The organism is Streptomyces sp. CMB-StM0423, from assembly GCF_002847285.1.
Taxonomy (GTDB): Bacteria; Actinomycetota; Actinomycetes; order Streptomycetales; family Streptomycetaceae; genus Streptomyces.
In genome coordinates this window covers 4470852-4493497 of record NZ_CP025407.1, presented here as the reverse complement: position 1 = coordinate 4493497, position 22646 = coordinate 4470852, and the positions used below count along the sequence as shown (strand labels likewise).

At 74.8% G+C, this 22646-nt stretch carries 19 protein-coding genes and 1 pseudogene; 8 read left to right on the top strand and 12 right to left on the bottom strand.

Translation table 11 applies throughout. The features are described 5' to 3' along the window. Positions 1 to 35: 35 nt before the first annotated feature. Positions 36 to 1808, top strand: coding sequence for a hypothetical protein (locus tag CXR04_RS19685; RefSeq protein ID WP_234380336.1), 1773 nt, complete (start codon positions 36 to 38; stop codon positions 1806 to 1808). On the opposite strand, the gene CXR04_RS19680 is transcribed toward CXR04_RS19685, so the two are convergent. The 5 genes from CXR04_RS19680 to CXR04_RS19660 all read right to left on the bottom strand — a co-directional run bounded on the left by CXR04_RS19680 (position 1798) and on the right by CXR04_RS19660 (position 6831). Next, the gene (locus tag CXR04_RS19680) at positions 1798 to 3930 is read right to left on the bottom strand and encodes a tetratricopeptide repeat protein (protein ID WP_101423671.1); all 2133 of its coding nucleotides are present in this window, start codon (positions 3928 to 3930) and stop codon (positions 1798 to 1800) included. The two genes, CXR04_RS19685 and CXR04_RS19680, sit on opposite strands and share 11 nt — an antisense overlap. 165 nt (positions 3931 to 4095) lie before the next feature. After that, positions 4096 to 4842, bottom strand: coding sequence for a L,D-transpeptidase family protein (locus CXR04_RS19675; RefSeq protein WP_101423670.1), 747 nt, complete (start codon positions 4840 to 4842; stop codon positions 4096 to 4098). Next, a complete protein-coding gene (locus CXR04_RS19670; RefSeq protein WP_101423669.1) occupies positions 4842 to 5639 on the bottom strand; it encodes a hypothetical protein in 798 nt (265 codons plus the stop codon). The genes CXR04_RS19675 and CXR04_RS19670 overlap by 1 nt, the downstream gene beginning before the upstream one ends. Then, positions 5620 to 6159: a SigE family RNA polymerase sigma factor gene (locus CXR04_RS19665; protein WP_101423668.1), complete on the bottom strand. Its 540-nt coding sequence runs from the start codon at positions 6157 to 6159 to the stop codon at positions 5620 to 5622. The genes CXR04_RS19670 and CXR04_RS19665 overlap by 20 nt, the downstream gene beginning before the upstream one ends. 108 nt (positions 6160 to 6267) lie before the next feature. Next, the gene (locus CXR04_RS19660) at positions 6268 to 6831 is read right to left on the bottom strand and encodes a DinB family protein (protein WP_101423667.1); all 564 of its coding nucleotides are present in this window, start codon (positions 6829 to 6831) and stop codon (positions 6268 to 6270) included. A gap of 90 nt (positions 6832 to 6921) precedes the next feature. On the opposite strand from CXR04_RS19660, the gene CXR04_RS34895 reads away from it, so the two are divergent. Beyond that, entirely contained in the window at positions 6922 to 7086 is a 165-nt protein-coding gene (locus CXR04_RS34895; protein WP_159072352.1) for a hypothetical protein, read from the top strand. Positions 7087 to 7126: 40 nt separating this feature from the next. On the opposite strand, the gene CXR04_RS19655 is transcribed toward CXR04_RS34895, so the two are convergent. Next, positions 7127 to 7774, bottom strand: a complete 648-nt coding sequence (locus CXR04_RS19655; RefSeq protein ID WP_101423666.1) for a class I SAM-dependent methyltransferase — start codon at positions 7772 to 7774, stop codon at positions 7127 to 7129. A gap of 89 nt (positions 7775 to 7863) precedes the next feature. On the opposite strand from CXR04_RS19655, the gene CXR04_RS19650 reads away from it, so the two are divergent. After that, on the top strand, positions 7864 to 8154 hold the full coding sequence (locus CXR04_RS19650) for a hypothetical protein (RefSeq protein WP_234380335.1): 291 nt from the start codon (positions 7864 to 7866) through the stop codon (positions 8152 to 8154). Between the two features lie 181 nt (positions 8155 to 8335). Further along, positions 8336 to 9847 carry a phosphoesterase gene (locus tag CXR04_RS19645; RefSeq protein ID WP_101423665.1) on the top strand — a complete coding sequence of 504 codons (1512 nt, stop codon included), beginning with the start codon at positions 8336 to 8338 and terminating at the stop codon, positions 9845 to 9847. A 52-nt stretch (positions 9848 to 9899) separates the two neighbouring features. Here the strand turns inward: CXR04_RS19645 and CXR04_RS19640 are convergent, their stop codons facing one another. From CXR04_RS19640 to CXR04_RS36485, 3 genes are all read right to left on the bottom strand, one after another. After that, entirely contained in the window at positions 9900 to 11177 is a 1278-nt protein-coding gene (locus CXR04_RS19640; RefSeq protein ID WP_101426481.1) for an MFS transporter, read from the bottom strand. Continuing rightward, the gene (locus CXR04_RS19635) at positions 11174 to 12310 is read right to left on the bottom strand and encodes a PLP-dependent cysteine synthase family protein (protein WP_101423664.1); all 1137 of its coding nucleotides are present in this window, start codon (positions 12308 to 12310) and stop codon (positions 11174 to 11176) included. The genes CXR04_RS19640 and CXR04_RS19635 overlap by 4 nt, the downstream gene beginning before the upstream one ends. A 91-nt stretch (positions 12311 to 12401) precedes the next feature. Further along, positions 12402 to 12983 carry a hypothetical protein gene (locus tag CXR04_RS36485; RefSeq protein ID WP_101423663.1) on the bottom strand — a complete coding sequence of 194 codons (582 nt, stop codon included), beginning with the start codon at positions 12981 to 12983 and terminating at the stop codon, positions 12402 to 12404. Positions 12984 to 13516: 533 nt separating this feature from the next. Here CXR04_RS36485 and CXR04_RS19620 point away from each other — a divergent pair. After that, positions 13517 to 13858, top strand: a complete 342-nt coding sequence (locus tag CXR04_RS19620; RefSeq protein WP_101426480.1) for a VOC family protein — start codon at positions 13517 to 13519, stop codon at positions 13856 to 13858. A gap of 133 nt (positions 13859 to 13991) precedes the next feature. On the opposite strand, the gene CXR04_RS19615 is transcribed toward CXR04_RS19620, so the two are convergent. Then, a complete protein-coding gene (locus CXR04_RS19615) occupies positions 13992 to 14537 on the bottom strand; it encodes a hypothetical protein (protein ID WP_234380334.1) in 546 nt (181 codons plus the stop codon). A gap of 106 nt (positions 14538 to 14643) precedes the next feature. Continuing rightward, a complete protein-coding gene (locus CXR04_RS19610) occupies positions 14644 to 17208 on the bottom strand; it encodes a polysaccharide lyase family 8 super-sandwich domain-containing protein (RefSeq protein WP_101423661.1) in 2565 nt (854 codons plus the stop codon). A gap of 306 nt (positions 17209 to 17514) precedes the next feature. On the opposite strand from CXR04_RS19610, the gene CXR04_RS19605 reads away from it, so the two are divergent. From CXR04_RS19605 to CXR04_RS19595, 3 genes are all read left to right on the top strand, one after another. After that, positions 17515 to 18120, top strand: a complete 606-nt coding sequence (locus tag CXR04_RS19605; RefSeq protein WP_101423660.1) for a superoxide dismutase — start codon at positions 17515 to 17517, stop codon at positions 18118 to 18120. A gap of 218 nt (positions 18121 to 18338) precedes the next feature. Continuing rightward, positions 18339 to 19619: a DNA methyltransferase gene (locus CXR04_RS19600; protein WP_101423659.1), complete on the top strand. Its 1281-nt coding sequence runs from the start codon at positions 18339 to 18341 to the stop codon at positions 19617 to 19619. A gap of 148 nt (positions 19620 to 19767) precedes the next feature. Further along, positions 19768 to 21837, top strand: a complete 2070-nt coding sequence (locus CXR04_RS19595; RefSeq protein ID WP_101423658.1) for a S9 family peptidase — start codon at positions 19768 to 19770, stop codon at positions 21835 to 21837. A gap of 85 nt (positions 21838 to 21922) precedes the next feature. Here the strand turns inward: CXR04_RS19595 and CXR04_RS19590 are convergent. Then, positions 21923 to 22630, bottom strand: a pseudogene (locus CXR04_RS19590) (SURF1 family protein); the annotation flags it as partial. Between the last annotated feature and the right edge of the window lie 16 nt (positions 22631 to 22646).

Genomic DNA, 22646 nt, shown 5'->3' with positions numbered 1-22646 from the left:
CACGCCGGGGTGGCGGTGAGGCCGTGGGGGGCTGGATGACGGAGGCGCGGGCGGGCTGGGTACGGGTTCCGGTGGGGGAAGGGGCTCGGCGGTGGGCTTCGCGGGGGCGCTGCCGGCGGGTGCTGTTCGTCGTGCACAACGTGACGTCGGCCACCCGGCTGCTGGACGTGATGCCGCTCTTCGACGACGATCTGCGGGTGCAGATGCTGGCGACGTGCACGGGTTCTTCGCCGTTTCAGGGCGGCGTCGGCGAGCTGCTGGCGGCGGTGGGGGTGCCGGTGCTGCCGTGGGAGCAGGCGGTGCGTACGCCCGTCGACCTGGCCGTCTCCGCAAGCCTGGGTGGTCAAATAGCTGCATTGCACGGCAAATTGGCAGTTCTGTCGCATGGCGTTGGATATACTAAGAGGCTCAGGTCGCCGGTCGCCGGTCGCCGGTCGCCGGACGCCGGACGCCGGGCTCCCGTCTTCGGGCTGGCGCCGGAGTGGCTGCTGGAGGACGGGCGGCCCGTGGCCGACGCGTTCGTGCTCTCGCACCCCGAGCAGGCGGAACGCCTGCGGGAGTCGTGCCCCGAGGCGGCCGGGGCCGCGGTGCTCGCCGGGGATCCGTGCTTCGACCGGATGCTCGCCGCCCGCGGGCACCGGGACCGGTTCCGGCGGGCGCTGGGCGTACGCGACGGGCAGCGGCTCGTCGTGCTGTCCGCCACGTGGAACCCCGAGGGCCTCTTCGGCGACGGCGGCGCGGGTGATGTGCTGCCGGCCCTGCTGCCGCGGCTGACGGGCGAGTTGGCCGCCGACGAGTACCGGGTGGCGGCCGTCCTGCACCCCAACATCTGGCAGGGCCACGGCCCCGGGCAGGTGCGGGCCTGGCTCGACGGGGCCAGGCGCAGCGGGCTCGCGCTCGTCGATCCGCTGGGCGGCTGGCGGCAGGCGCTGCTCGCGGCGGACGCGGTGATCGGCGACCACGGGGCCGTCACGTACTACGCCGCGGCCCTCGGCGTGCCCGTGGCGCTGGCGGCGGCTCCGCTCGCACACGTCGACCCGCGGGCGCCGCTGGCCGGCTTCCTCGCGGACTCGCCGCGGCTGGACCCGTTCGCGCCGCTGCCCGCGCAGCTCGACGCGCTGATCGCCGGCCACCGGCCGCAGCCGGGTCCGGCACGGTTCACCTCGTCGGTGCCCGGGGAGTCGGCGGGCCGGCTGCGGGAGTTGTTCTACGGGCTGATGGAACTGCCCGAGCCCGAGCGGCCGGCGCTGCTGGAACCGCTGCCGCTGCCCGCGTACGAACCGGTCCGCCGCAGCTCCCCGATGCGGGTGCTGACCCGGCTGCCCGCCGGGGCGGGCCCGGGCGCGGTCGTGCTGCGCCGCTGGGCCGATCCGGCGTACGAGCCCGGTGGCGACGCCGCCGTGCCCACCGCCGTGCACACCTCCGCGCACACCGCCGTGCCCGAGGACACCCGCGACCCCGGCCGCCTCGACCTGGCCGACGTGATCCTCCGCCACGGCGCCCCCGACGACCCGCGCTTCGGCGCACCCGCCGACTGGTGCGCGGAGATCCTGCGGCGGTACGCGCACTGCGCCCTCGCCGCGTACGTCACGGGACCCGGCGACTGCACGGTCCGCACCCGCGGCGGCGACGCGCTCGCGCTCACCGCCGTCCCGGGCGCGGCCGACGCCGACCCCGCGGCGTACGCCTCCGCCCTGCACGCCTGGCTGGCGGCGGGCCGGAGCGCGGCCGCCCTCGCCGAGCACGGCCTGCTGGTCCGTACCGGCGCGCGCGAGCACCGCGTGACCGTCGCCCCGCTCAGGGCGTGACGCAACGCGCCCGTACGGACCGCGCGTAGGCCAGCGGGTGCTCGGCCTGCTGCGCGTCGAGCAGGGCGATGGCCTCGTCGATCAGCGGCAGGGCCGCGGCGGGCGCGGCGGCGAGCACGTGGGTCTCGGCAAGGTCCGTGAGGGCGCGGGCGCGGTTGTAGTCGTCGCCGATCTCCTCGAAGGACCCGACGGCCGTACGCAGCAGGGCTATCGCCTCCTCGAAACGGCCGTCGACGCGCAGCGCGCGCCCGCGGTGGCGCACGAGGAGCGGCCGGGCACGGCGCAGGTCGGCGTGGCCTTCCTCGCCGGGGGCAATGGTCCCGTACAGCGTGTCCGCCCGGTCGAAGAGGGCCAGCGCCCCGGGACCCGCCCACTGCCGCAGCCGCAGCAGGCCCAGCGCCTCGACCGCGGAGGCGTGCCCGCGTATGTGGCCCGCCGTCCGCTCGTCCTCGGCGGCGGCCCGGAACTCGGCCTCGGCCTCGGCGTGTTCGCCCAGCTCCGTCAGGCTCATGGCCAGTTGGACGCGGAGGGCCGCGCGGTCGCGGAGGCCGGTGGCGCGCTCGCTCTCCGGTGACGGGAGGCGCAGCGCCGTGCGGAGCGCGGGGACGGCCTCCGCGTGCCGGCCGGCCTTGAGCTGCAGCGGCCAGAGGGCGCGCGCGAGGCGTACGGCCGCGGTCCGGTCGCCGGCGTCCGCGGCGGCCTGGACTGCCTCGAAGACGTTCGCCGCCTCCCGCACCAGGGTGCCGAGGGCCCCGGCCCTGCCCAGCGGCGGACCGGGCCTCGACGGCTGCGGTACGCGCCAGCTCTCCGGCAGCGCCTGGTGGGCGGCGTCCTCGGCGAGGTCGGCGTAGCCGCGGACGACACGGGCGACCGACTCGGCGCAGGCGTGCAGGCCGTCCTCGTGCCGGGCGAGCAGCTCGGCGTGGCGGCGTACGGCGGGACGGAAGCGGTAGCGCTCGGTGCCGGCGGGCTCCAGCAGACCGCGGTCGGCGAGGAGGCCGAGGAGGGCCGCGCAGGGAGCCGGGTCGGGGTCCGGGGCCTGCTGCGTCGCCCAGGCGGCGGTCCTGGCGTCGACGTGGGGCCAGTCCCGTAGGGCCAGCAGCCGGTACAGCCGGGCGGCGTCGGCGTCGAGCGCGCGGTAGGCGGACTCGGTCAGCGCGGCGACGGGCCCGGCCGCATCCGCGGCACCCCGCCCCGTATCGCCGTGCACCGACAGCAGCGGCGCCGCCGTACGCAGCGCGTACGGCGACCCCGCGCAGCGCACCAGCAGGTTCTTCGCCATGTCCGGCGCCGCGGCCACGGCTTGCGACCCGGCGAAGTGCGTGAGCAGCCGCCGGGCGTCCTTCGCCGCCAGCGGCCCCAGCGCCACGGGCACCGCGTCCAGTCCCGGCAGCGGATGGCGGGCCGTCACGAGCGTGAACACCCCGGGCGCGGAGGTCAGCAGCGGGCGCACCTGAGCCGCGGAGTACGCGTGGTCGAGGACGACCAGCAGCCGCAGCTCGGCGACGAGCCGCCGCCACAGGTCCAGCCGCCCGTCCGCGCCGTGCGGCGTCTCCTCCGCCGGCAACCCCAGCTCGCGCAGCAGACGGCCGGCGACCACGGCGGGGCCGAGGGCGCTCTGCGACGACCAGCCGTGCAGATCGACGTGCACCTGCCCGTCGGGGAAGTCCTCTGCCCGCCGGCTGCCCCAGTACAGCGCCGTGGCGGTGGTCCCGATGCCCTCGGGGCCGTGCAGCAGCGCCACCCGCGGGCGGCCGTCGAACTTGCGGTCCGCCTCACGGTCGAGCAGCCGTAATGCGGGGCGGCGGTCGGTGAAGTGCCGCGTCGCGGCGGGCAGTCGGGGCGCACCCGCGGAGCCGGGGCCGGAGCCGGCCGGCAGGGTCGAGGCGAACCGCTCCCACATCCGCGCGAGTTCGGGATCGCGCGCGGCCCCCTCCCGCAGCAGCGCGGCCACCCGCTCCACCTCCGCGGCCCGCCCCGGCGCCCGCACCTCGCGCCCGGCGGCCCTGCGCACCAGCGCCCCGGTGGTCTCCCACGCGGACCGGCCCACCTCGTTGGCCATCCCCATGCCGATCGCGCCGAGCACCCCGGAGATCGCGGCCAACGACACCGGATCCGTCATCACACACCCCTCCCCCTGCACACCGTAGCGAGCCCCTGCACACCGTAGCGAGTTGGTACGACTCCGAAGAGTAACGCGGGTCACTGACAGCGGAGTCCGGGACGGCGGCGACGGCGACGGCGGCGGTGGAAAGCACGGCGGCCCGGTCAGGCGGCGGCACCTGCGTCAGCGGGCGAGCCAGTTCTCCGGGCCCATCACCGCCACCGGGTGCTTCCGCGGGTCCAGGCTGCGCAGCAGGGTGCGCATGTGGGGTTTGGCCAGCGATACGCAGCCGCTCGTCGGGCCGCCGTGGTCGACGTGGACCCAGATGCCGCCGCCGCGGCCGTCGCCCAGGGGTCGGGTCCAGTCGAGCGGGGTGGTGCCGGGTTTGCGGTTGTAGTTGATCGCCACGACGTAGTCGAAGGAGCCGGCGAGGGGTTCGCCCTCGTAGCCGCGGCCCGTGGCGGTGAAGGCGGGGCCGTGGTCGTACGGGAGCCTCGTGCCGGGGTCGGGGTCCAGGCCGCCGGCGTCGGTGAGGCCGTAGACGCCGGCCGGGGTGCGGAGATCGCCGGCGGTGTGGTGGTGGGTCCAGCCGCGGAGGGCGTTGTGGGCGGACCAGGCGGGTCCGGCACGCCAGCCGTCGGGGCCGCGTTCGTAGAGTACGGCGCCGGAGTCGGACGAACGGCGGCTGGTGCCGGTGACGACGAGGGCCTGCTGCGCGCCGGCGGGGACCCGGGCGCGGATGCGCGGCCCCAGCCCCGGTATGTCCCGCGGCAGTCGGGCGGGAGCTGCCGTGACAGGCGAGCGGGTCGGCGTCGGCGCGGGGGCGGGCGGCGGCGCGTCGTCCGTACGGGGCGAGGCCGCGTCCGTGCAACCCGCCGCCGCGAGCAGGGGGAGTCCGACCGCGTACAGCATCCGGCGTCGGGGCAGCATCAGCGGTCGGTCCGCTCCGGTTGACGGGGTTGTCCCGCGGGGTCGAAGCGCATCGAGCCGAGGACGGTGCTGGCCTCGGCGACGTCTCCGTTCGCCGGGGTGGCGAGGCAGACCGTGGCCAGGACCTGGACTCCCTCCGCCGCGCCCGCCGGGCTGCGGACGGCCCACAGCTCCTCGGTGCCGCCCGCGACGACGCACGCCTTGCCCACTTCGCGGGTCCGCAGGCCGGGGTCGGGTTCCTTCGGCCCGTAGAGCAGTTGCAGCGTGATCAGCGTGCCGCGGCGGGGCAGTTCGCGCGGCGGGGTGGTGCAGGTGCCGTCCGCGCCGGTGGGGCAGGGCTCGGGGGAGGGGCTGAGGGACAGGCTCGCGACGTAGCCGACGTACTCCCCCTTCGGCGAGTCCGTACGCACCGTGCGGCTGCTCCAGCCCGCGGGCACCTTCAGCGTGAGGTCGGACAGCTCCGCCAGCCGCGTCTCGGCGTCCCGCTGTGCCGGCGTCCCGGCGCCCGCGGCGGGAGACCCGGGGCGGGGCGGCGTGTCGGTGGCGGGGAGCGCTTGGGGCAGGAGTACGCCCACGGCCGCGACCGTCGCCGTCGCACCCCACACCGCGTGCCGCCGGCGGCGGCGCCGCAGCGCCCGTCCCCGTATCCGCTCCATCCGCTCGGCGGGCGCGGCGGGCCGCGGAACGGCGCGCTCCAGCAGTGCGCGCAACGCGCGCTCCTCCTCGGCGGACTCCAGGAGTTCCACCGACGCGGCCGGCTCGCCCGGCCCCGCCGTCTCAGCCGCGTTCCCGGCCACCGGACTCACCGCCCTCCACCAGCTCGGCCTCGGGCAGCAGGCCGCGCAGCGTGCGCAGCGCCTTGGCGGACTGGCTCTTGACGGTGCCCGTCGCGCAGCCGAGGGTCGCCGCGGTGTCCTGGACGCTCAGGTCCTCGAAGTAGCGCAGGACGACCACCGCGCGCTGCCGCGGGGGCAGGCGCCGTATCGCGGCGGCGAGCGACTGCTCCAGGTCCACCTGCGCGAAGGCGTCGGCGGTGGCTGCCGTGTCGGGCAGCTCGCCGTGCGGCACCTCGCCCCACCAGTGGCGGCGCCACCAGGAGATGTTGGTGTGCACCATGGCGGTACGGACGTACGCCTCGGGGCTGCCGTCGGCTATCTGCTCCCACTTCGGCCACACCTTGGCCAGCACGGTCTGCAGCAGGTCCTCGGCGAGCTGGGCGTCCCCGGTGAGCAGCCAGGCCACGCGGAGCAGCCGCGGCCCGCGGGCCGCCACGAACTCCTCGAATCCCGGCGGCTGGGCCGCGCCCCGTCTCAGCATCCTGCGCCTGCCATCCGGTCCCCACTTCACGTCGCACACTCGTCGAACGCGATGAGGTCAGCGCCGGGTTGCCTCGCCTCGGTACGCCCCTTCAGTTACTGTGCGCCGCTACTGCCCCACCCGGCCGTCGACGCACTCGCGCAGCAGGTCCGCGTGGCCGCAGTGCCGCGCGTACTCCTCCACCCGGTGCACCCACAGCTCGCGCACCGACGTGTCGTCCTTGGGCAGCCGGGCGCCCAGGTCGGTGTACGCGGCCAGCACCGCGTCGCACTCCGCCTGCTCGCGGGCGAGGTCGGCGAAGGCCGCGTCGACGAGCGCCTGGTCGGCGGCGGCGCCGTGGAAGTCGGCGTCGCGCTCGCCGTAGATCTTGGGGGCGGGGTTCTCCGGCACGACCCAGTTGCGCCAGTCCCGCTCCACCTCGGCGAGGTGGCGTATGAGCCCGAGCAGCGACATGGTCGACGGCGGCACGGATCGGCGCGCCAACTGCTCGGCGGACAGCCCCTCGCACTTCAACTGCAGCGTGAGCCGGTAGTTGACCAGGAAGTCCTGCAGCGTGGCCAACTCGCCGTCGGGACTGAAGTCGTTGTTGCGGGGGTCCTTGTCGGGGTCTGCCCACATGTCGGGGTAGACGCTGGCCTCGGTCCACCGCTGGGGTGCTTCGTCGTCACTCACCGTACACACGATGCGGCTCTGCGACCGGACACGCAAGCGAATATCGCCGCGCGGGCGCCGGGCCGGTGCCCGGGCGGAAGGGTGGGCCAGGTGGCGGGCGTGCCGGACCAGGAGTTGCCGGCCGGCGGGCAGGCTCCGCTCGTACTCGCGAAGTGCGCGGAGATGCGGGGCTTCTGCGAGCGGTGGGAGCCGGGCGGTCCCGGCGTACGGCAGTGGGAGGAGCGCGCGGCGGCGACGGCGGGGTGGACGGAGTAGGCGGCCGGTCAGGCCGGGGCACCGGGGCACGGGCCGGGCGTCAGGCCGGGGCGTCGTAGACGAGGCTGTAGCGCCAGAACAGGCGGCGGCGTATCCGTGCGCCCGGCAGCTCCGCCGCCGCGGCGGCCCGGATCTGGGCCAGGGTCTCCCCGGGCTCTGCGGTGGGCGCGGTCATGTGGACGGGTACGGCCTCCGCGCGGGCCGGGTGCTTGGCCAGCCCGACGAGCGGGTTCGCGACCGCCGCCGGCAGGGCGGCGACGAGGTCGGCGGCGCCGGCCTCGCGGTAGCACCCGACGACGACGAGCCGCCCGCCCGGCGCGAGGCAGTCGCGCAGCTCGCGCAGCGTGGGCACCAGCGGCATGTGGTGCAGTACGGCGACGAGCGTGACGGCGTCCCAGCGCCGCCCCGGTTCGCGGCCGGCGAAGTCGGTCCGTACGACGGTGACCGCCGGATCGCCGGCGAACCGCCGGGCCGCGACGGCGGCAAGCCCGGCATCGGGTTCCAGCCCGGTCACGGCACCCGCGTGCCGCCGCAGCAGCGCCACCAGATTCCCCGCCCCGCACCCGACGTCCAGCACGTCCCGCGCCCCCGCCCCGGCGACCCGCCGGGCGATCCACGGGCCGTAGTGGTCGTTGTGGCTCCAGGGATGGCGCCGGTTGAAGCGGTCGAGCGCGTCCATGACTCCCATACGGCACACGCTAGCCGGGCGCGGCACAGCGTATTGACTTCGCCGGACGACGGGGTTACAACGTTGCACTCGACTGCTATCTGGCGCTGGTGATGCTGCTCTGGGCGGCCGCGGAGATGCTGCACGGGCCGGCCTCCAACGCGCTCTCCGCGGACGCGGCGCCGGAGGGGGCGCGGGGCACGTATCTGGCGGCGTTCCAGTACTCGTTCGCGACGGCGGACATGGTCACGCCGGGCCTCTTCGGGCTCCTGTACAGCGTGGAGCGGGTGCTGCCGTGGGTGGCGGTCGGCTGCCTGGCACTGGTCGCGAGCGCGGCGATACGGCCGCTGGAGAGGCGGCTGACGGGCGTACGGGCCGGACCGGAGGGGGCGGCGGCCTGAGGCCCCGCGCGGCCCGTACGACGGCGGTAGCGGCGCACCACCCCCACAAGCGCACGCAGCGCCCGGCGCTCCCCGTGTGATCTGTTGTTTTCCGCCCCCGGCACCGCCGTTCACGCCCCGTTCCGTTGCGCCGTCGAAACTCGCTGGTCGCCCCCCACAACGCGAAGGAGAGGCCCGCATCATGAACGACGGACACATCGAAGGCGACGAAGGCCCCGAGCGCGCGGGGATCTCGCGGCGCCGCCTCGTCCGGTACGCCGGCGTGGGGGCGACGCTCGCGGCGGCCAGCCCGCTCGTCGTGAGCGGCGAGGCGGTCGCCGAGGACGCGCAGGGGAACGACCAGGGCGGGCGCGGGAACGACGGGCGGCGCGCCTGGCGGGCCGGCGACCACCACGTGCACTCCGAGTACAGCGGCCGGTTCGACACCTCGACCAACCCGCCCACGTTCCACAAGGGCGCCGACGCGGTGTACCCCATCGTCACCAATGCCATCATGGCCAAGCACTTCGGCCTGTCCTGGGTGATGTGCACCGACCACGGCGGCCCGACCCACTCGAAGGTCAACCTGGAGCTGGCCTACCCCGACCTGCTGCGCTCGCGCGTCCTCGTGCCCGAGGTCCTGCAGTTCTGGGGGATGGAGTTCGACGCGCCCGCGCTGGACCACCACACGCTGATGATCCCGCACCACCGCGACGAGGCACAGCAGTTGTACGAGCTGGAGCGCCGGTTCGCCAAGCTCGACCCCTTCCCCGCGGACCCCGGTCGCGACACCGAGGCCAAGATGATCGAGTTCCTCAAGGCCGCGAACACCATGGACCGCAAGCCGCTGGTGCTCGCCCACCACGCCTCCCGGTCCGCGCCGGGACTCGGCGTCTACGGCCAGGACACCCCGCGCGAGTTCCGCAACGGCAACGACGTCGCCCCGAACGTCTACGTCGGCTTCGAGGGCGCCCCCGGTCACCAGGCGGGCCCCCTCGTCGGCGGCGCCCGCGGCGGCTACGGCAACCACCCCACGTACGGCGGCTTCGACCAGATGACCGCGCGCCTCGGCGGGCTGTGGGACGCGCTGCTGGGCGAGGGCCGGCGCTGGTGGATCACCGCCACGTCGGACTCGCACGTGCACTGGACGCGCGGCGGCTCGGACTTCTGGCCGGGCGAGTACAGCAAGACGTACGTCATGGCGCGGCAGGACTACGCGGACGTCATGGACGGCCTGCGCAACGGCCGCGTCTGGGTGGGCACCGGCGACCTCGTCACGTCCCTCGACCTGACCGCCGGCAACCGCGGCCGCAGTGCCGCCATGGGCGAGACGCTCACCGTCAGCGGCCGGAACGGCACGGACGTGGAGATCGAGATCCGCTTCCGCCCGCTGGAGGGCAAGAACGGCAACGGCGACCGCCCCGAGGTCCGCCGCGTCGACCTCATCACCGGCAGCATCACGGGCCCGAGCGCCGACCGCGACGCCGACACCAACCCGACCACCAAGGTCGTCGCCCGCTTCGGCCCGAACGACTGGCGCCGCCAGGGCGGGGACTACGTCATCCGGCACACCCTGCGGGACGTGGACGGCGACATGTACGCACGCGTACGCGGTACGAGCACGGACGAGGCCGAGCCGGTGGCCGACGGGCTGGAGAGCCCGTGGGAGGACCTGTGGTTCTACTCCAACCCGGTGTTCGTCAGCGTCCGTTAGGGGGCGCCCGCGCGCCGTGCGGCTCACGCCGGCGCCCCCGGCCGGCACCGGGTCAGGCAGACGCCGGCTCCGGCTCCGGCCGCACCGCGCGCAACCGCCCGCCGCGGGCCAGCGCCGCCAGCGCACCCGCGCAGGCCGCGCCCGTCGCGGTCAGCACCAGCCACGGCAGCCGCGGGTACCTCTCCGCGGCGTCCCACAGCGCGCCCGTCGCCAGGTTGCCCAGCGTGATGCCGAGGCCGGACACCGTGTTGTAGAGGCCGTAGTGCGTGGCGACGAGGCGGCCTCCTGAGAGGGACACCACGGTGTCCATCTCGAAGGGGTACGCAAGGGCCGTACCCAGCGCCAGCAGGGCGGCGGCGAGCAGCAGCGGGGTCAGTGCCGCCGCGGCCGCCGCCGCCCCGCCGCCGCCCGGCGGGGAGCCGGTGAGCAGGAGCGGCAGAAAGGCGACGCCCATCAGGGCGATGCCGTACACCAGGGCCCGCTGCGCCGCCCAGCGCTTCTTCGCCCAGCCCGTGACGCGCAGTTGGCCCGCCGCCGCCACGCCCGCCGAGACGGCGAAGAGCGCAGTGGTCACCCCGTCACCCGCGGCCGGGAAGGCCCGGTGTGCCTGGAGGGGGAGCGCCAGATACACCTGGAAGGACAGGACGTACGAGCCGATCATGGCGGCGGAGAAGAGCATGAACGGGCGGTTGGCGACGACCGTGCGCCAGTCGGCCAGCACTCCGCGCGCCCCCGGGCGCTCGGCCCGTACCGTGTCCCCCTCGGGCAGCGCCAGCACCTGTACCACGGTCAGCCCCAGGAAAAGCAGCGCCGCGACCGTGCACACCAGCCGGAAGTCGGCGGCCAGCAGGGCCAGTCCGACGAGCGGTCCGACGAACATCCCCGTCTGATAGAAGACGTTGAACAGCGCGAATGCTTCCACGCGCCGCTTCTCGCCCACGGCCTGCGCGAGGTACGTCCGCACCGCCGGGTTGAACAGCGCCCCGGCGAACCCCGTCAGCGCCGACGCCACGACCAGCGCCGGCAGCGACTGCACGAAGCCCAGCAGCCCGAACCCCGCCGTCCGCAGCACGCACCCCGCGACGATCATGCGCTTGCAGCCCAGCCGGTCCGCCAGCGTGCCGCCGACCAGGAACATGCCCTGCTGGGAGAAGTTCCGTACGCCCAGGACCAGGCCCACGGCCCAGGCCGCCATGCCCAGCCCGTCGGCGAGATGCGCGGCAAGGTAGGGCATCAGCATGTAGAAGGCGGTGTTGATGGTGAACTGCTGCACCATCAGCAGCCGCACCCCGCCGCCGTACGAGCGGAACTCGCGCACCAGGTCCCTCATCGGGCCTGCACCCCCGCCGGCACCGCCGTGACACTGGCGCAGCGCGTCCACCGCTCGACGGTCCGCTCCCCCGGGTGCCCGATCTCGTCGGGGTCCGCGGCCGGCGGGCGGTCGAGCAGGTCGTGCGCGCGGCAGTGGTCGTCGCTGAAGACGGTGTTCCAGTAGCGCTGCACGCCGTCGGGGAAGACGGCCGCGATACGGACCGAGGGCCCCTCCGTACGCGCCAGCCACCCCGCGACCAGCGCCACCGCGCCGACGCTCCAGCCGCCCCCCGCGTAGTGGTGCCGCACCAGCCGCCGGGCCGCCCACACCGCCTCGTGCGCCGCGACCCAGTGGCACTCGTCGAACGCCGCGTGGTCGACGTTGCGCGGGTGGATGCTGCTGCCGAGCCCCCGCATCAGCCGCTCGCCCGCCGGCTGCCCGAAGACCGTGGAGCGCACCGAGTCCACCCCGACGAGGCGCATCCCCGGCGAGAACGCCCGCAGCGCGCGGGCGACGCCCGCCGAGTGGCCGCCGGTGCCGACCGCGGTGACGAGGACGTCGACGCGGCCGAGCTGGACGGCGAGTTCGAGGGCGAGGGCGTCGTACGAGGCGGGGTTGTCGGGGTTGTGGTACTGGTCAGGGCACCAGGCGCCGGGCTGCGCGGCCAGCAGTTCCGCGACCCGGTCGCGGCGGGCCTGCTGCCAGCCGCCGGTGGGATGCGGGGCGCGTACGACCTCGACGCGCGCCCCGTACGCGGCCAGTTGGTGCCGCATCAGCGGCTCCAGACCCGGGTCGGTCACGAGGGTCACCGGGTGGCCGAAGGTGATCCCGGCGAGCGCGAGGCCGAGGCCCAGGGTGCCGCTGGTCGACTCGACGACGGGCGCGCCGGGCGCCAGCTCGCCGCGGCGGCGGGCGGCGGCGACCATGTGCAGCGCGGAACGGTCCTTGAGCCCGCCGGGGTTGGCGCCCTCCAGCTTGGCCCAGAAGCCGTGTCCGGCGGGGCTGAAGGGCTCGCCGATCCACAGGACGGGGGTGTTGCCGACGAGTCCCGCCGGGGTGCTGCGGGCGCCGTCGGCGGGGGCGGGGAGGCGGTGGTCGGCGGCGAAGCCGCGGAGGTCGCCGGGGGAGACGGTGCGCAGAGTGGAGTGCATGGGTGGTCCTTCCGCGGCCGCGAGGGTACGGGCCGGGTGTTCGCGTACGTACGTGGGGGGGGTGCCGGGCGCGCGCGGATGCGCGGGGCCGTCACGTACGGCTGACGCAGACCAGGCGGAGGAGGGCGGCGCCGGGGCGGGGCGCGGGGAGAGCGGCGGCTGCCGGCGGCGCGGCGCGGGCCTCGCCGGCTTCCCGGAGCGCGCCGGGGACGGGGGCGGGGACGGCCGGGGCGGGGTGGGCGGCGGAGCCGGCGGGATCGTCCCGTACGACGGCGTGCGGGAGAGCGGCGGAGGGCTCGCAGCACGGCTCGCTGCAGTCGGCGTGGCTGGCGTGGTCGTCGAGGTGGTCCTCGACGTGGCGGGCGAGGACACCGGCGGCGGCGCTCTGGGCGCGCCCGTCCGCACGGTCGTCGTCCACACGGCTGCCCGCCGTACGGTCGGCCCGCTCGCCGCCGTGGCGGGCCGCGTGCGCCCGCGTCACCTCCGCGTACGCCACCGGCGCCAGCGCCACCGCGAGCGTGCTCCCCCGCAGGCTCTCGCCGCCCTCGTGATGCGGCGTACCGGCGTCCACGCACGCGAACACCGGGGCCAGCACGACGATCGCCAGCCCCGCGAGAAGAGCGATCACGGCGCGGCAGAGTCGCGGCAGCGAGGCCGCGTGAGTACCCGGCACGCGACTGAGCGTAGCCACTTCTGCCCCACCCGCACTTTATTCGCCTCTTTCAGGTGAAAAACAAGGAGACGAGTTGACTAGCTCTCGCGGCCGATCCGGGCCAGGGAGCGGTCGGTGAGGCTGACGAGGAGGTTCAGCACGGCCACGCCGGTCATCAGCCAGGCCAGGTCGTGCAGCCCCGCCGTCGAGCATGGAGGAGTTGATCGGGTCGAGGATCGAGCCGAGGACCATCGGCGGCACCAGCCGGCGGTCGAACCCGGCGGGCCCGCCGGCCGGAGCGGGACGCGCGGCAGACGGGGGTGTCACGGGCGGTCCGCGCGGCCGGACGGGCCCGCGGCGCTCACCGCCCGCACCACGGCCGCTCCCGGCCGCCCCCGTCCGGTTCCCGGGCTCCCGCGGTGCCGTCCGGGCCCGCGGAGTCGCTCATCCCGCCGGCGTAGGAAGCCCGCCCGGGCCGGGCAACCACTGCGCCGGCGGCCGCCCGGGGCCGGACGGCCGTGGAGGTGTCAGTGGTGGTCCCTACGATGGCCGGCATGAGCGTCGATCTTTTCGCCTGCATCTCCGTACGGGACTTCCCGGCCGCGCTGAGCTGGTACGAGCGCCTGCTCGGGACGCCGCCGACCTTCGTGGCGTCCCCGGAGGAGGTGGTGTGGGAGCTGGCGGAGCACCGCTGCCTGGCCGTCGAGCACCGCCCGGAGCACGCGGGGCACGGACTGACCACCGTCTTCGTCGGCGACTTCGACGAGCGGGTGGCCGCGATAGCCGCGCGCGGGCTGGAGCCGGTGCAGCGGGAGACGTACGGCAACGGCGTGCGCAAGGCGGTGTACCGCGACCCGGACGGCAACGAGATCGGCTTCGGCGGCGCCCCGGAGTAGCGCCGGGAGCCGTCACAGGCCCACGTCGCGGCGGCGGTAGTCCTCCAGCATCTCGCGGCGGACCAGCAGCCGCGGCACGTCTCATGGCACCGGCGCCGGCCGCATCCGCGTGCCCTGGGCCCCGCCCCAAGTGTCAGCCCGGCGGGCGGCGGTGCGTCCAGAGGTCCAGCGGCGGCGTCGGCGGCACCGGGTGGAGGCTGCCCGTTCTGGTCCAGCCCCAGGTCTGGTACGCCGCGCCCGCCGCCGCGTTGTCCTGCGGCAGCAGCGCCACCGCGGGGGACGGCGCCCAGCGGGCCAGCAGGTGCTGCTGCAGCCGCGTGGCGATGTGCCGGCGCCGCTGGTCCGGCACCACCATCAGCTCCGCCACCACGAACGCCCGCGGCGACGAGGTGACTTCCGCCAGCGCCAGCGGCGGCCCCTCGGGGAAGTCCGGCCACCACGCGCCCGAGCGGTCCGCCCGGAACCCGTACGCGCAGCCCACCGGGCGGTCGCCCCCGGCAAGCACCATCTCGAACCCCGGCCGCTGCACGTGGTCTTCGAGCCGGCGCAGGAAGCCCTCCCGCTCCGGCGCCGACCCGCCGACCGCGCCGTTGTACGACGCGACGTAGACGTCCGCCACGGCCTCGCGCTGCGTGTCCGCCTGCCACCGGCTCAGGCCACGTAAGAACAACTCGGACACTCGTCCTCCCCCGGTCCGGCCGGCCGCGACCGGCCCGAGCCCCTGTGACCACAGAGTAGACCCGCCGACCGTCGTGCACATGACCCCGAACCGGACGACCTGCCGCCTACTCCTCCAGGCTCACCGTCAGGCTCCTGCCGTACGCGTGATGCGTGTCCACCACCAGCTTCGTCCCGCCGGCCACCCGGCTGACCCGGACCCCGTCGTCGCCCGCGGCCTTCCGCAGCGGCCGCCCGCGCAGCACCACGGTGACCGTGCCGCGGTCCATCGTCGGGTCCGCCACCGCCACCTCCACGCGCCCGTCGTCCCCGGTCCGTACGAGCACCGAGGCCGGCCCGTCGATGCTCAGTCCCGCGGTGTCGTGGCGGCCCGCGGTGAAGGCGTTGGCGGCGGTCAGGCGGAGGCCGGAGTGGCGGACCGCCTGGAGGCGCGGGGAGTTGGCGGTCACGGTGAGCGGGCCGCCGCGGCGGTACGTGTCCAACTGCGCGGCGGAGGCGTGCGGCACCAGCGCGTACGCCAGGCGCGCGAGCCCGTACCGCGGCTCGTGGTCGACGGTGGCGCTGAACACGGTGCGCGTCACCGCCGTGTCCGGGTTGCCGGTGCGTACGACGCGGCGGCTGCGCGTGACGTCCTCCAGCCCGACCCGTACGCGGGGCGCGTCCAGGAAGACGTACCCGACGGCGGTGCCCTCCGCGGCGTCCGCGTAGCGCAGCCAGCTCAGTTCGGCCGTGCCGGGGCCCTCCCAGGCGCGGCCGTCAGGGCGCGCGCCGGCGACGGTGACGGTGGCGGAGGGGTCCGCGGTGCGGGCGTCGACGGTGGTGGTCACCGTGCGCCCGGCGGGGTCGCCGACGCCGGCGGCGAGGACGACGATCTCGTCGTCGAGCATGAACCACGACTTGGTGGCGGTCGCGTTGCGGTAGACGACGAAGTCGCCGGGGAGGCGTTCGCGTTCGGCGTACGCGACGTCGTCGGACTGCACCATCGCGGACGTGCCGTACGCGCCGAGGACGGCGCCGCCGGAGTGGCGGTTGGTGCCGCGCGGGAAGTAGACGTAGGTGTTCTGCGACTCGGAGGACGAGGTGAAGTTCAGCGGGTGGCCGGGGTTGTCGTACCAGAGCTTGCCGTCGTACAGCTCCGGTACGGTGCCGCGCCGCTCGACGGGCGCGGTGGCGCCGGCGAGGCCGTAGGGCGAGACGACCGTGTAGTAGTCGACGCCGTACGCACGCGTCTGGTCCTGCCCGGAGAGGTACAGGTAGTACGCGCCGTCGCCCTGGAACCAGGGCATCAGGTTCTCGCCGCTCATGTACTCGTACTTGCTGATGCGGTCCGAGCTGCGCGCGAGCGCGAACGCGAAGCCGGGGCGGCGGTGGACGTGCTTGTCCATGGCGTTGTAAGCGACGCTGCGCGCGGCGGGGTTGAGGTCGGCGGGCGGGAGGGACTCGTCGCCGGCGATGTCGGCGTAGCGCACCACGCTGACGGGGGAGACGAAACCGGCTGGGTCGAGGGCGGCGCGCGAGGTGGCGCGGATGTGCTTGACGTAGCTCTTGAGCGCGGCGGCCTCGGCTCCGGCCGCGTAGTCGGCGAGGTCGACGACGGCCTCGACGACGGCGGCGACGTCGGTGTAGCCGGAGGTCGTGCGGACGACGGCGCGGCCCTTGACTATCTCCATCATCCAGCCCTCGAAGATCAGCGGCGCGAAGCCGTCGCGCACCCAGCGCTGCACGACGGGCACGAGCGCGCCGGTGTTGGCGAAGCCGGTGCCGTCGAGGATCTTGAGCGTCTGGACGACGCGCGTGAGCAGCCCCTTCCCGTACGAGCCGGTGTACGCGACGGAGTGGTGCTGGATGAACGAGCCGTCGGCGTAGTAGCCGTCGGTGTTGCCGTGGCGGATGTCGTACGGGTCGATGGTGGCGAAGACGGTGAGCTGGTCTTCGAGCGCCTTGGCGATGCGCGCCTCGCCGCCGGGCTCCCGGGCGGCGGCGAGCAGGGCGCCCTGGATGATGCGGTTGGTGGTGATGTCGGCGAGGTTGGCGCCTGTGTGGAAGCGGGAGTCGAGATCGACGTCCCCGTCCTTGCCGTTGCGGAGGTACGCGTCCATGGATGCGACGTACGTCGTGAGCAGCCCGGCGGGGACGGCGCCCGGGGCGTCGGCGAGGAGCGCGAAGGTCTTGCCGACGTGGGTGGAGATCGCGATCTCCCAGTTGTGCCAGTTGCCGTAGTAACCCCGGGCCTGGTCGCCGTAGTAGCGCTCGTGCAGCCACACCAGCCCTTCGACGGCGCGGCGCTGGGCGGCGGTGTCGCCGTGGAGGTCGCCGCCGGGGGCACGGGTGGCGAGGGCGATCTCGTAGAGCATGCGGTACGAGGTGGCGAGGTTGACGTCGCTCGTGCCGAGGGGGACGCCGGCGAACAACTCGCCGGTGGCGGTGCCCGTGTCGGCCATCGCGGCGAGGTTGGCGCGGGCGGTGCCGTGGAGGGCGGCGACCTTGCCGGCGGCCTCGGGGCGGGCGTTGGTCTCGGTGGCGCCGGCGAAGACGGCGCGGGTGTTCGCGAGGAGGAGGGCGGGGTCCGCGGCTGCGGCGGTCCCGGCGGCGAAGCCCGTACGGGCCGGGAGGACCGCCAGCAGGCCGGCGGCGGGCAGGGTGGACAGCAGGCGTCTGCGGGTGAACTCCATGGGGTCCTCCCCCGGTGCGTTGGGGCACTGGCAGCCGGAGTCAAGCAGATGGGGGAGGTGCCGACAAGCGCTTGCGTGCCCCGTACCGGAAGATCGCGCCCGGAGATCGCACCGGAAGGGAACGGGCACGTGACGGGCGGGGCCCGGCGCACAGGTAGCCGGAGCGCACCGGCGGGAAGACGATCGCCTACCGCCGGACCCCGCCCGACGGAACCAGCTTGATGCACGCAAGAAGTTGTTGCAAGTACTGTGCAATAAGCGCGTAGGGTGATCGGGACGGATGTCCCACGAAAGGAGCAGCGCCTGATGAGCACGTACGCGCTACCTGATCTGCCCTACGACTACGCGGCGTTGGAGCCGGCGATCACCGGGCAGATCCTCGAACTGCACCACGCCAAGCACCACGCGGCCTACGTCAAGGGCGCCAACGACACGCTGGAGCAGCTCGCCGAGGCGCGCGACAAGGAGCAGTTCGGCAACCTGGTCGGGCTGGAGAAGACCTACGCCTTCAACCTCTCCGGGCACGTACTGCACACGATCTTCTGGGAGAACCTCTCCCCGGACGGCGGCGACCGCCCCGACGGCGCCCTCGGCGAGGCCATCGAGGAGCACCTGGGCGGCTTCGAGGCGTTCCGGAAGCAACTGAGCGCGGCCACCGCCTCGGTGCAGGGCTCGGGCTGGGGCGTGCTGGCGTGGGAGCCGCTGGGCAAGCGCCTGATCATCGAACAGGTCTACGACCACCACGGCAACGTCGGCCAGGGCAGCACCCCGCTGCTGGTCTTCGACGCCTGGGAGCACGCGTACTACCTGCAGTACAAGAACGTCCGCCCCGACTACGTCCAGAAGCTGTGGGACCTCGTGAACTGGGACGACGTCTCGGCGCGGTACGCGAAGGCGACCGCCCACGGCTGACAATCGGACTTTTCGGCCGAGGTTTCACGGGAAACATTGCCGGAAGACGACCGGCCGCCCTCTCCGGTACGCGAGGGGGCGGCCGTCGCGTACGGCGCGCGTCGCACGGCAGTGCGTTTTCGTTCCGTACGACCAGACTTGCCGGTTCCTGCCGGGTGACGGGCCGCGGGCCACTACGATCCACGCTACCCCCCACCCCCATCGGCGAGAGCGAGAGCATGCGGTCGGACACGCGTCAGAACGCACACCTCACCTACCGCGCCAACGCGGGCGCCGGCCGCCACGGCTGGCTCCGGCTGACCCCCGCCTACTCCGTGAGCCTCGTGCGCCGCTACGCCGCCGAGATGCCGCCCGGCTCCGTCGTCACCGACCCCTTCTCCGGCACCGGCACCACGCCGCTCGCCGCCGCCGAGCACGGGTTGACAGGACAGTCCCTGGACGTGAACCCCTTCCTGATCTGGCTGGGGAAGATGAAGACGGCCGCGTACGAGCCGGATCATCTGCGCGAGACCCGGCGGGCGCTCGCGCCGCTGGTGCACCGCGCCGAGGAGTTATTGCCGGAGGCCGGCGAGCTGTGGCAGCCGGAGCTGCACAACATCGGGCGCTGGTGGGCGCGGAGCGCGCTGGACGCGCTGAAGGCGATACGCCGGGCGCTGGACGTCGCGGCGGGCGCGCTGCCGCCTGGCGGACGGGACCTGCTGGACGTGGCGTTCTGCCGGACGCTGATCGCGTCGAGCAACGCGGCGTTCAACCACCAGAGCATGTCCTTCAAGGAAGAACAGGCGGGCGGCGACAGCACCCTCCAGGTACTCGACCCCGACGCCGCGCGGGCCGTGCTGGAGACGTTCCGCCGCGAGGCCGGCACCACGCTCGCCAACGCCGCGACCCCGCTGCCCGGCACGGCGCGGGTCCTGTACGGCGACTCCCGCGACATGCAGCCCGCCGCCGGCCGGCTCACACCCTGCGACCTGCTGCTGACCTCGCCGCCGTACGTGAACCGCATGTCGTACATCCGCGAACTGCGCCCGTACATGTACTGGATGCGGCACCTGCGGCGGGCGGAGGACGCGGGCCGGCTGGACTGGCAGGCGATCGGCGGCACCTGGGGCGCGGCCACCTCGCGCGTACGGGCCTGGCGCCCGCCGGGCCCCGACGCCGAGGGGGTGCCGGAGCCGGTCGCGGGCGAGCTGGCTCGGACGCAGGCGGCGATCCGCCGGGACGGCGGGCGGAACGGGCCGCTGCTGGCGAACTACGTCGGCAAGTACGTGCACGACATGTGGGGGCACTTCCGCGCGGCGTACAAGAACGTGCGCGGCGGCGGGCGGGTGGTCTATGTGATCGGCAACTCGACCTTCTACGGGAACCAGGTCCCGGCGCAGGAGTGGTACGCGGCGCTGCTGCGCGAAGTGGGCTTCGCGGGGGTCGAGGTGGAGGTCATCCGCAAACGGAACAGCAACAAGGCGCTGTTCGAGTACGCGGTGTCGGGCGGGCGGGCGTAGGGTTCGCCGCTGCCGGGGCGGGCGTGGCCGGTCCGCGGGCGGCGGGCGGGCGGTCCGCGGCGGCGGGGGTTTATCCACAACTGGGGAGTAATCCACAGATTGGCGCTGCGGGCGCCGACGGGCCGGGCCGAGGACGCAGAATGTCGGCATGAGCGAGATCGACGGGGGCAAGGCGGGACGTGCCGGTGACGACGCGAGCGTCGGCGGCGAGGGCTACGGAGACGGCGGGGTCGGGGGGATCGGCGGGGGCCGGGGAAGCGATGAGACCCGGGGAAGAAGCGGGGACGGGACAGGCGGCGAAGCGGGCGGCGGCGGGGCAGGTGCCGGCTCGGGCGGTCCCGCGGACGCTGCTCCGGCGTGGGAGCGGCGGTTCCGGGCGCCGAGGATCAGCCTGCCCGGCTGGGCGGAGGACGCGCCGGATCGCGCGCTCTACGTGTCGAACGTGACGGGCACCTTCGAGCTGTACGCCTGGGACCGCCGCACGGGCGGCGTCCGCCAGGTCACCGACCGGCCGAACGGCACGACGGACGGTGCGCTGACGCCGGACGGCGAGTGGGTGTGGTGGTTCTGCGACACCGACGGGGACGAGTTCGGGGTGTGGCGGCGGCAGCCCTTCGCGGGCGCCGCCCCGGGGCAGGACCGGGCGGCGGCGCCGGGGCTGCCGGCGGCGTACTCGGCGGGCCTCGCGCTCGGCCGGGACGGCACGGCGGTGGTCGGCCGGTCCACGGAGGAGACGGGGACGACGATCCACCTCGTCCGGCCCGGCGGCGAGCCCAGCGAGATCTACCGGCACCGGGAGTCCGCCGGCGTCGGCGACCTCTCGCACGACGGCAGGCTGCTCGCCATCGAGCACACCGAGCACGGCGACGCGATGCACGCAGCCCTGCGGGTGCTGCGGCTCGGCGGCGCCCCCGGCGGTGACCCGCTGCTCGCCGAGCTGGACGACACCAAGGGCGGCCTGGAGGAGCTGGGTCTGGAGGTGCTGGGCTTCGCCCCGGTGGCGGGCGACGCGCGGCTGCTCGTCGGGCACCAGCGGCGCGGCCGCTGGGAGCCGATGATCTGGGACCCGGTCACGGGTCAGAGCCGGGAGCTGGAGCTCGACCTGCCGGGGGACGTGTCGGCGGAGTGGTATCCGGACGGCAGCGCGCTGCTCGTCCTGCATACGTACCAGGCCCGCAGCGAGCTGTGGCGGTACGGGCTGGAGGGTCCCGACTCCGGCGCCATGACCCGGATCGAGACCCCGCCGGGGACGATCTCGGGGGCGACGGCCCGGCCGGACAGCACCGTGGAGTTCCACTGGTCGTCGGGCGCGGAGCCGCCGCAGGTGCGGTCCGCGCAGGGCGCCGTGGTGCTGCAGCCGCCGGGCCCTGCCGCCCCGCTCTCGGTGCCGGTGGAGGACGCCTGGGTCGACGGGCCGGGCGGGCGGATCCACGCGCTGGTGCAGCGGCCGCCGGGCGAGGGCCCGTTCCCCTGCCTCTTCGACGTGCACGGCGGTCCTACGTGGCAGGACAGCGACGCCTTCGCGGCCGGCCCGGCGGCCTGGGTCGATCACGGCTTCGCCGTCGTCCGCGTCAACTACCGCGGGTCCACCGGCTACGGCCGGGAGTGGACCGACGCGCTCAAGCACCGGGTGGGCCTCATCGAGCTGGAGGACATCGCGGCGGTGCGGGAGTGGGCCGTCGCCTCCGGCCTCGCGGACCCGGAGCGGCTGGTCGTCGGCGGCGGCTCGTGGGGCGGTTATCTGGCGCTGCTCGCCCTCGGCACGCAGCCGGACGTCTGGGCGCTGGGCCTGTCGGCGGTGCCCGTCGCGGACTACGTCGCGGCGTACGAGGACGAAATGGAGGCCCTGAAGGCCATGGACCGCACGCTGATGGGCGGCTCACCGGAGGACGTCCCCGAGCGCTACGCCGCATCGTCACCCCTGACGTACGTGGACGAGGTGCGGGCGCCGGTCTTCATCTCCGCGGGGGTCAACGATCCGCGCTGCCCGATCCGGCAGGTGGAGAACTACGTCGGGCGGCTGTCGGAGCGCGGGCACCCGCACGAGGTGTACCGGTACGACGCGGGGCACGGCTCGCTGGTCGTGGACGAGCGGATCAAGCAGTTGGGGCTGGAGCTCGACTTCGTTCGCCGTCATCTGCTTCCGGACCTGGCTCCGCGGCCGCAGCAGCCGGCTCCGGAGCCGCGGGACCGCCCTCGCCAGGATCGGGAGAGGTGAGGCCGAGGGCCGTGTCGCGCGCGACCTCCGCCTCGCGGCGGAAGAGCCGGTACCACATGAAGATCACGAAGCCGGCGAAGACGAACCACTGGGCCGTGTAGCCGAGGTTCTGGAACGCCTTGAGGTCGAGCCCGCTGCCCTGCGGGACCTCGGCGGGGACGGGCTGCATCCCGCCGTCGGCCTCGAAGAGGGTGATCCAGGCCGTGGAGACCTGCTCGTCCACGACGTTGACCAGCGCCGCGGCGCTGATCATGCCGACCTGGCCGCGGGGCAGCCCGCCCTCGGTGTGCACGCCGGGGGAGCCCTGGTGCTCGGACGCCTGGAGGGCGCCGGTGACGGTGACCTCGCCGGCGGGCGGCTCGGGGGCCTTCGCCGGGTCGGCCTCGCCGGGCAGCCAGCCGCGCAGGACGGGAACGGAGGTGGTACGGGTTCCGGCGTCGCCGTCGCCGCCGTCGTCGCCCACGGGGGCGTCGGTGCGCAGGAGGGTCAGGACGTAGAAGCCGGTAGAGCCGTCGAGAGTGCGGTCCGGGACGAGGAGTTGGGGGCCGTAGCGCCCGGTGACGGTGGCCGCGTCGCCGGTGGTCTCCTGGGTCACGGGCAGCAGCTCGGCCATCGGCCGGCCGTCGATGCCGTCGGCGGCGCGGTCCTGCTGCTCCTGCTGTTCCTGGTGGGTGTCCACGCGCGTCTCGAAGCGGCTCATCTGCCAGCTACCCATGACCAGGCAGACCGGGATGGCGAGTGCGGCGAGGACGTTGACGACCCACCACCGGGGCGTCAGCAGGAACCGGTACACGCCTCCACGGTACGGC

Bases quoted from the DNA above. Each gene is read 5' to 3' on its own strand.
- CXR04_RS19685 (WP_234380336.1), top strand. From the start codon at position 36: ATGACGGAGGCGCGGGCGGGCTGGGTACGGGTTCCGGTGGGGGAAGGG.
- CXR04_RS19680 (WP_101423671.1), bottom strand. From the start codon at position 3,930: ATGACGGATCCGGTGTCGTTGGCCGCGATCTCCGGGGTGCTCGGCGCG.
- CXR04_RS19675 (WP_101423670.1), bottom strand. From the start codon at position 4,842: ATGCTGCCCCGACGCCGGATGCTGTACGCGGTCGGACTCCCCCTGCTC.
- CXR04_RS19665 (WP_101423668.1), bottom strand. From the start codon at position 6,159: ATGCTGAGACGGGGCGCGGCCCAGCCGCCGGGATTCGAGGAGTTCGTG.
- CXR04_RS19655 (WP_101423666.1), bottom strand. From the start codon at position 7,774: ATGGGAGTCATGGACGCGCTCGACCGCTTCAACCGGCGCCATCCCTGG.
- CXR04_RS19645 (WP_101423665.1), top strand. From the start codon at position 8,336: ATGAACGACGGACACATCGAAGGCGACGAAGGCCCCGAGCGCGCGGGG.
- CXR04_RS19640 (WP_101426481.1), bottom strand. From the start codon at position 11,177: ATGAGGGACCTGGTGCGCGAGTTCCGCTCGTACGGCGGCGGGGTGCGG.
- CXR04_RS19635 (WP_101423664.1), bottom strand. From the start codon at position 12,310: ATGCACTCCACTCTGCGCACCGTCTCCCCCGGCGACCTCCGCGGCTTC.
- CXR04_RS19620 (WP_101426480.1), top strand. From the start codon at position 13,517: ATGAGCGTCGATCTTTTCGCCTGCATCTCCGTACGGGACTTCCCGGCC.
- CXR04_RS19610 (WP_101423661.1), bottom strand. From the start codon at position 17,208: ATGGAGTTCACCCGCAGACGCCTGCTGTCCACCCTGCCCGCCGCCGGC.
- CXR04_RS19605 (WP_101423660.1), top strand. From the start codon at position 17,515: ATGAGCACGTACGCGCTACCTGATCTGCCCTACGACTACGCGGCGTTG.
- CXR04_RS19600 (WP_101423659.1), top strand. From the start codon at position 18,339: ATGCGGTCGGACACGCGTCAGAACGCACACCTCACCTACCGCGCCAAC.
- CXR04_RS19595 (WP_101423658.1), top strand. From the start codon at position 19,768: ATGAGCGAGATCGACGGGGGCAAGGCGGGACGTGCCGGTGACGACGCG.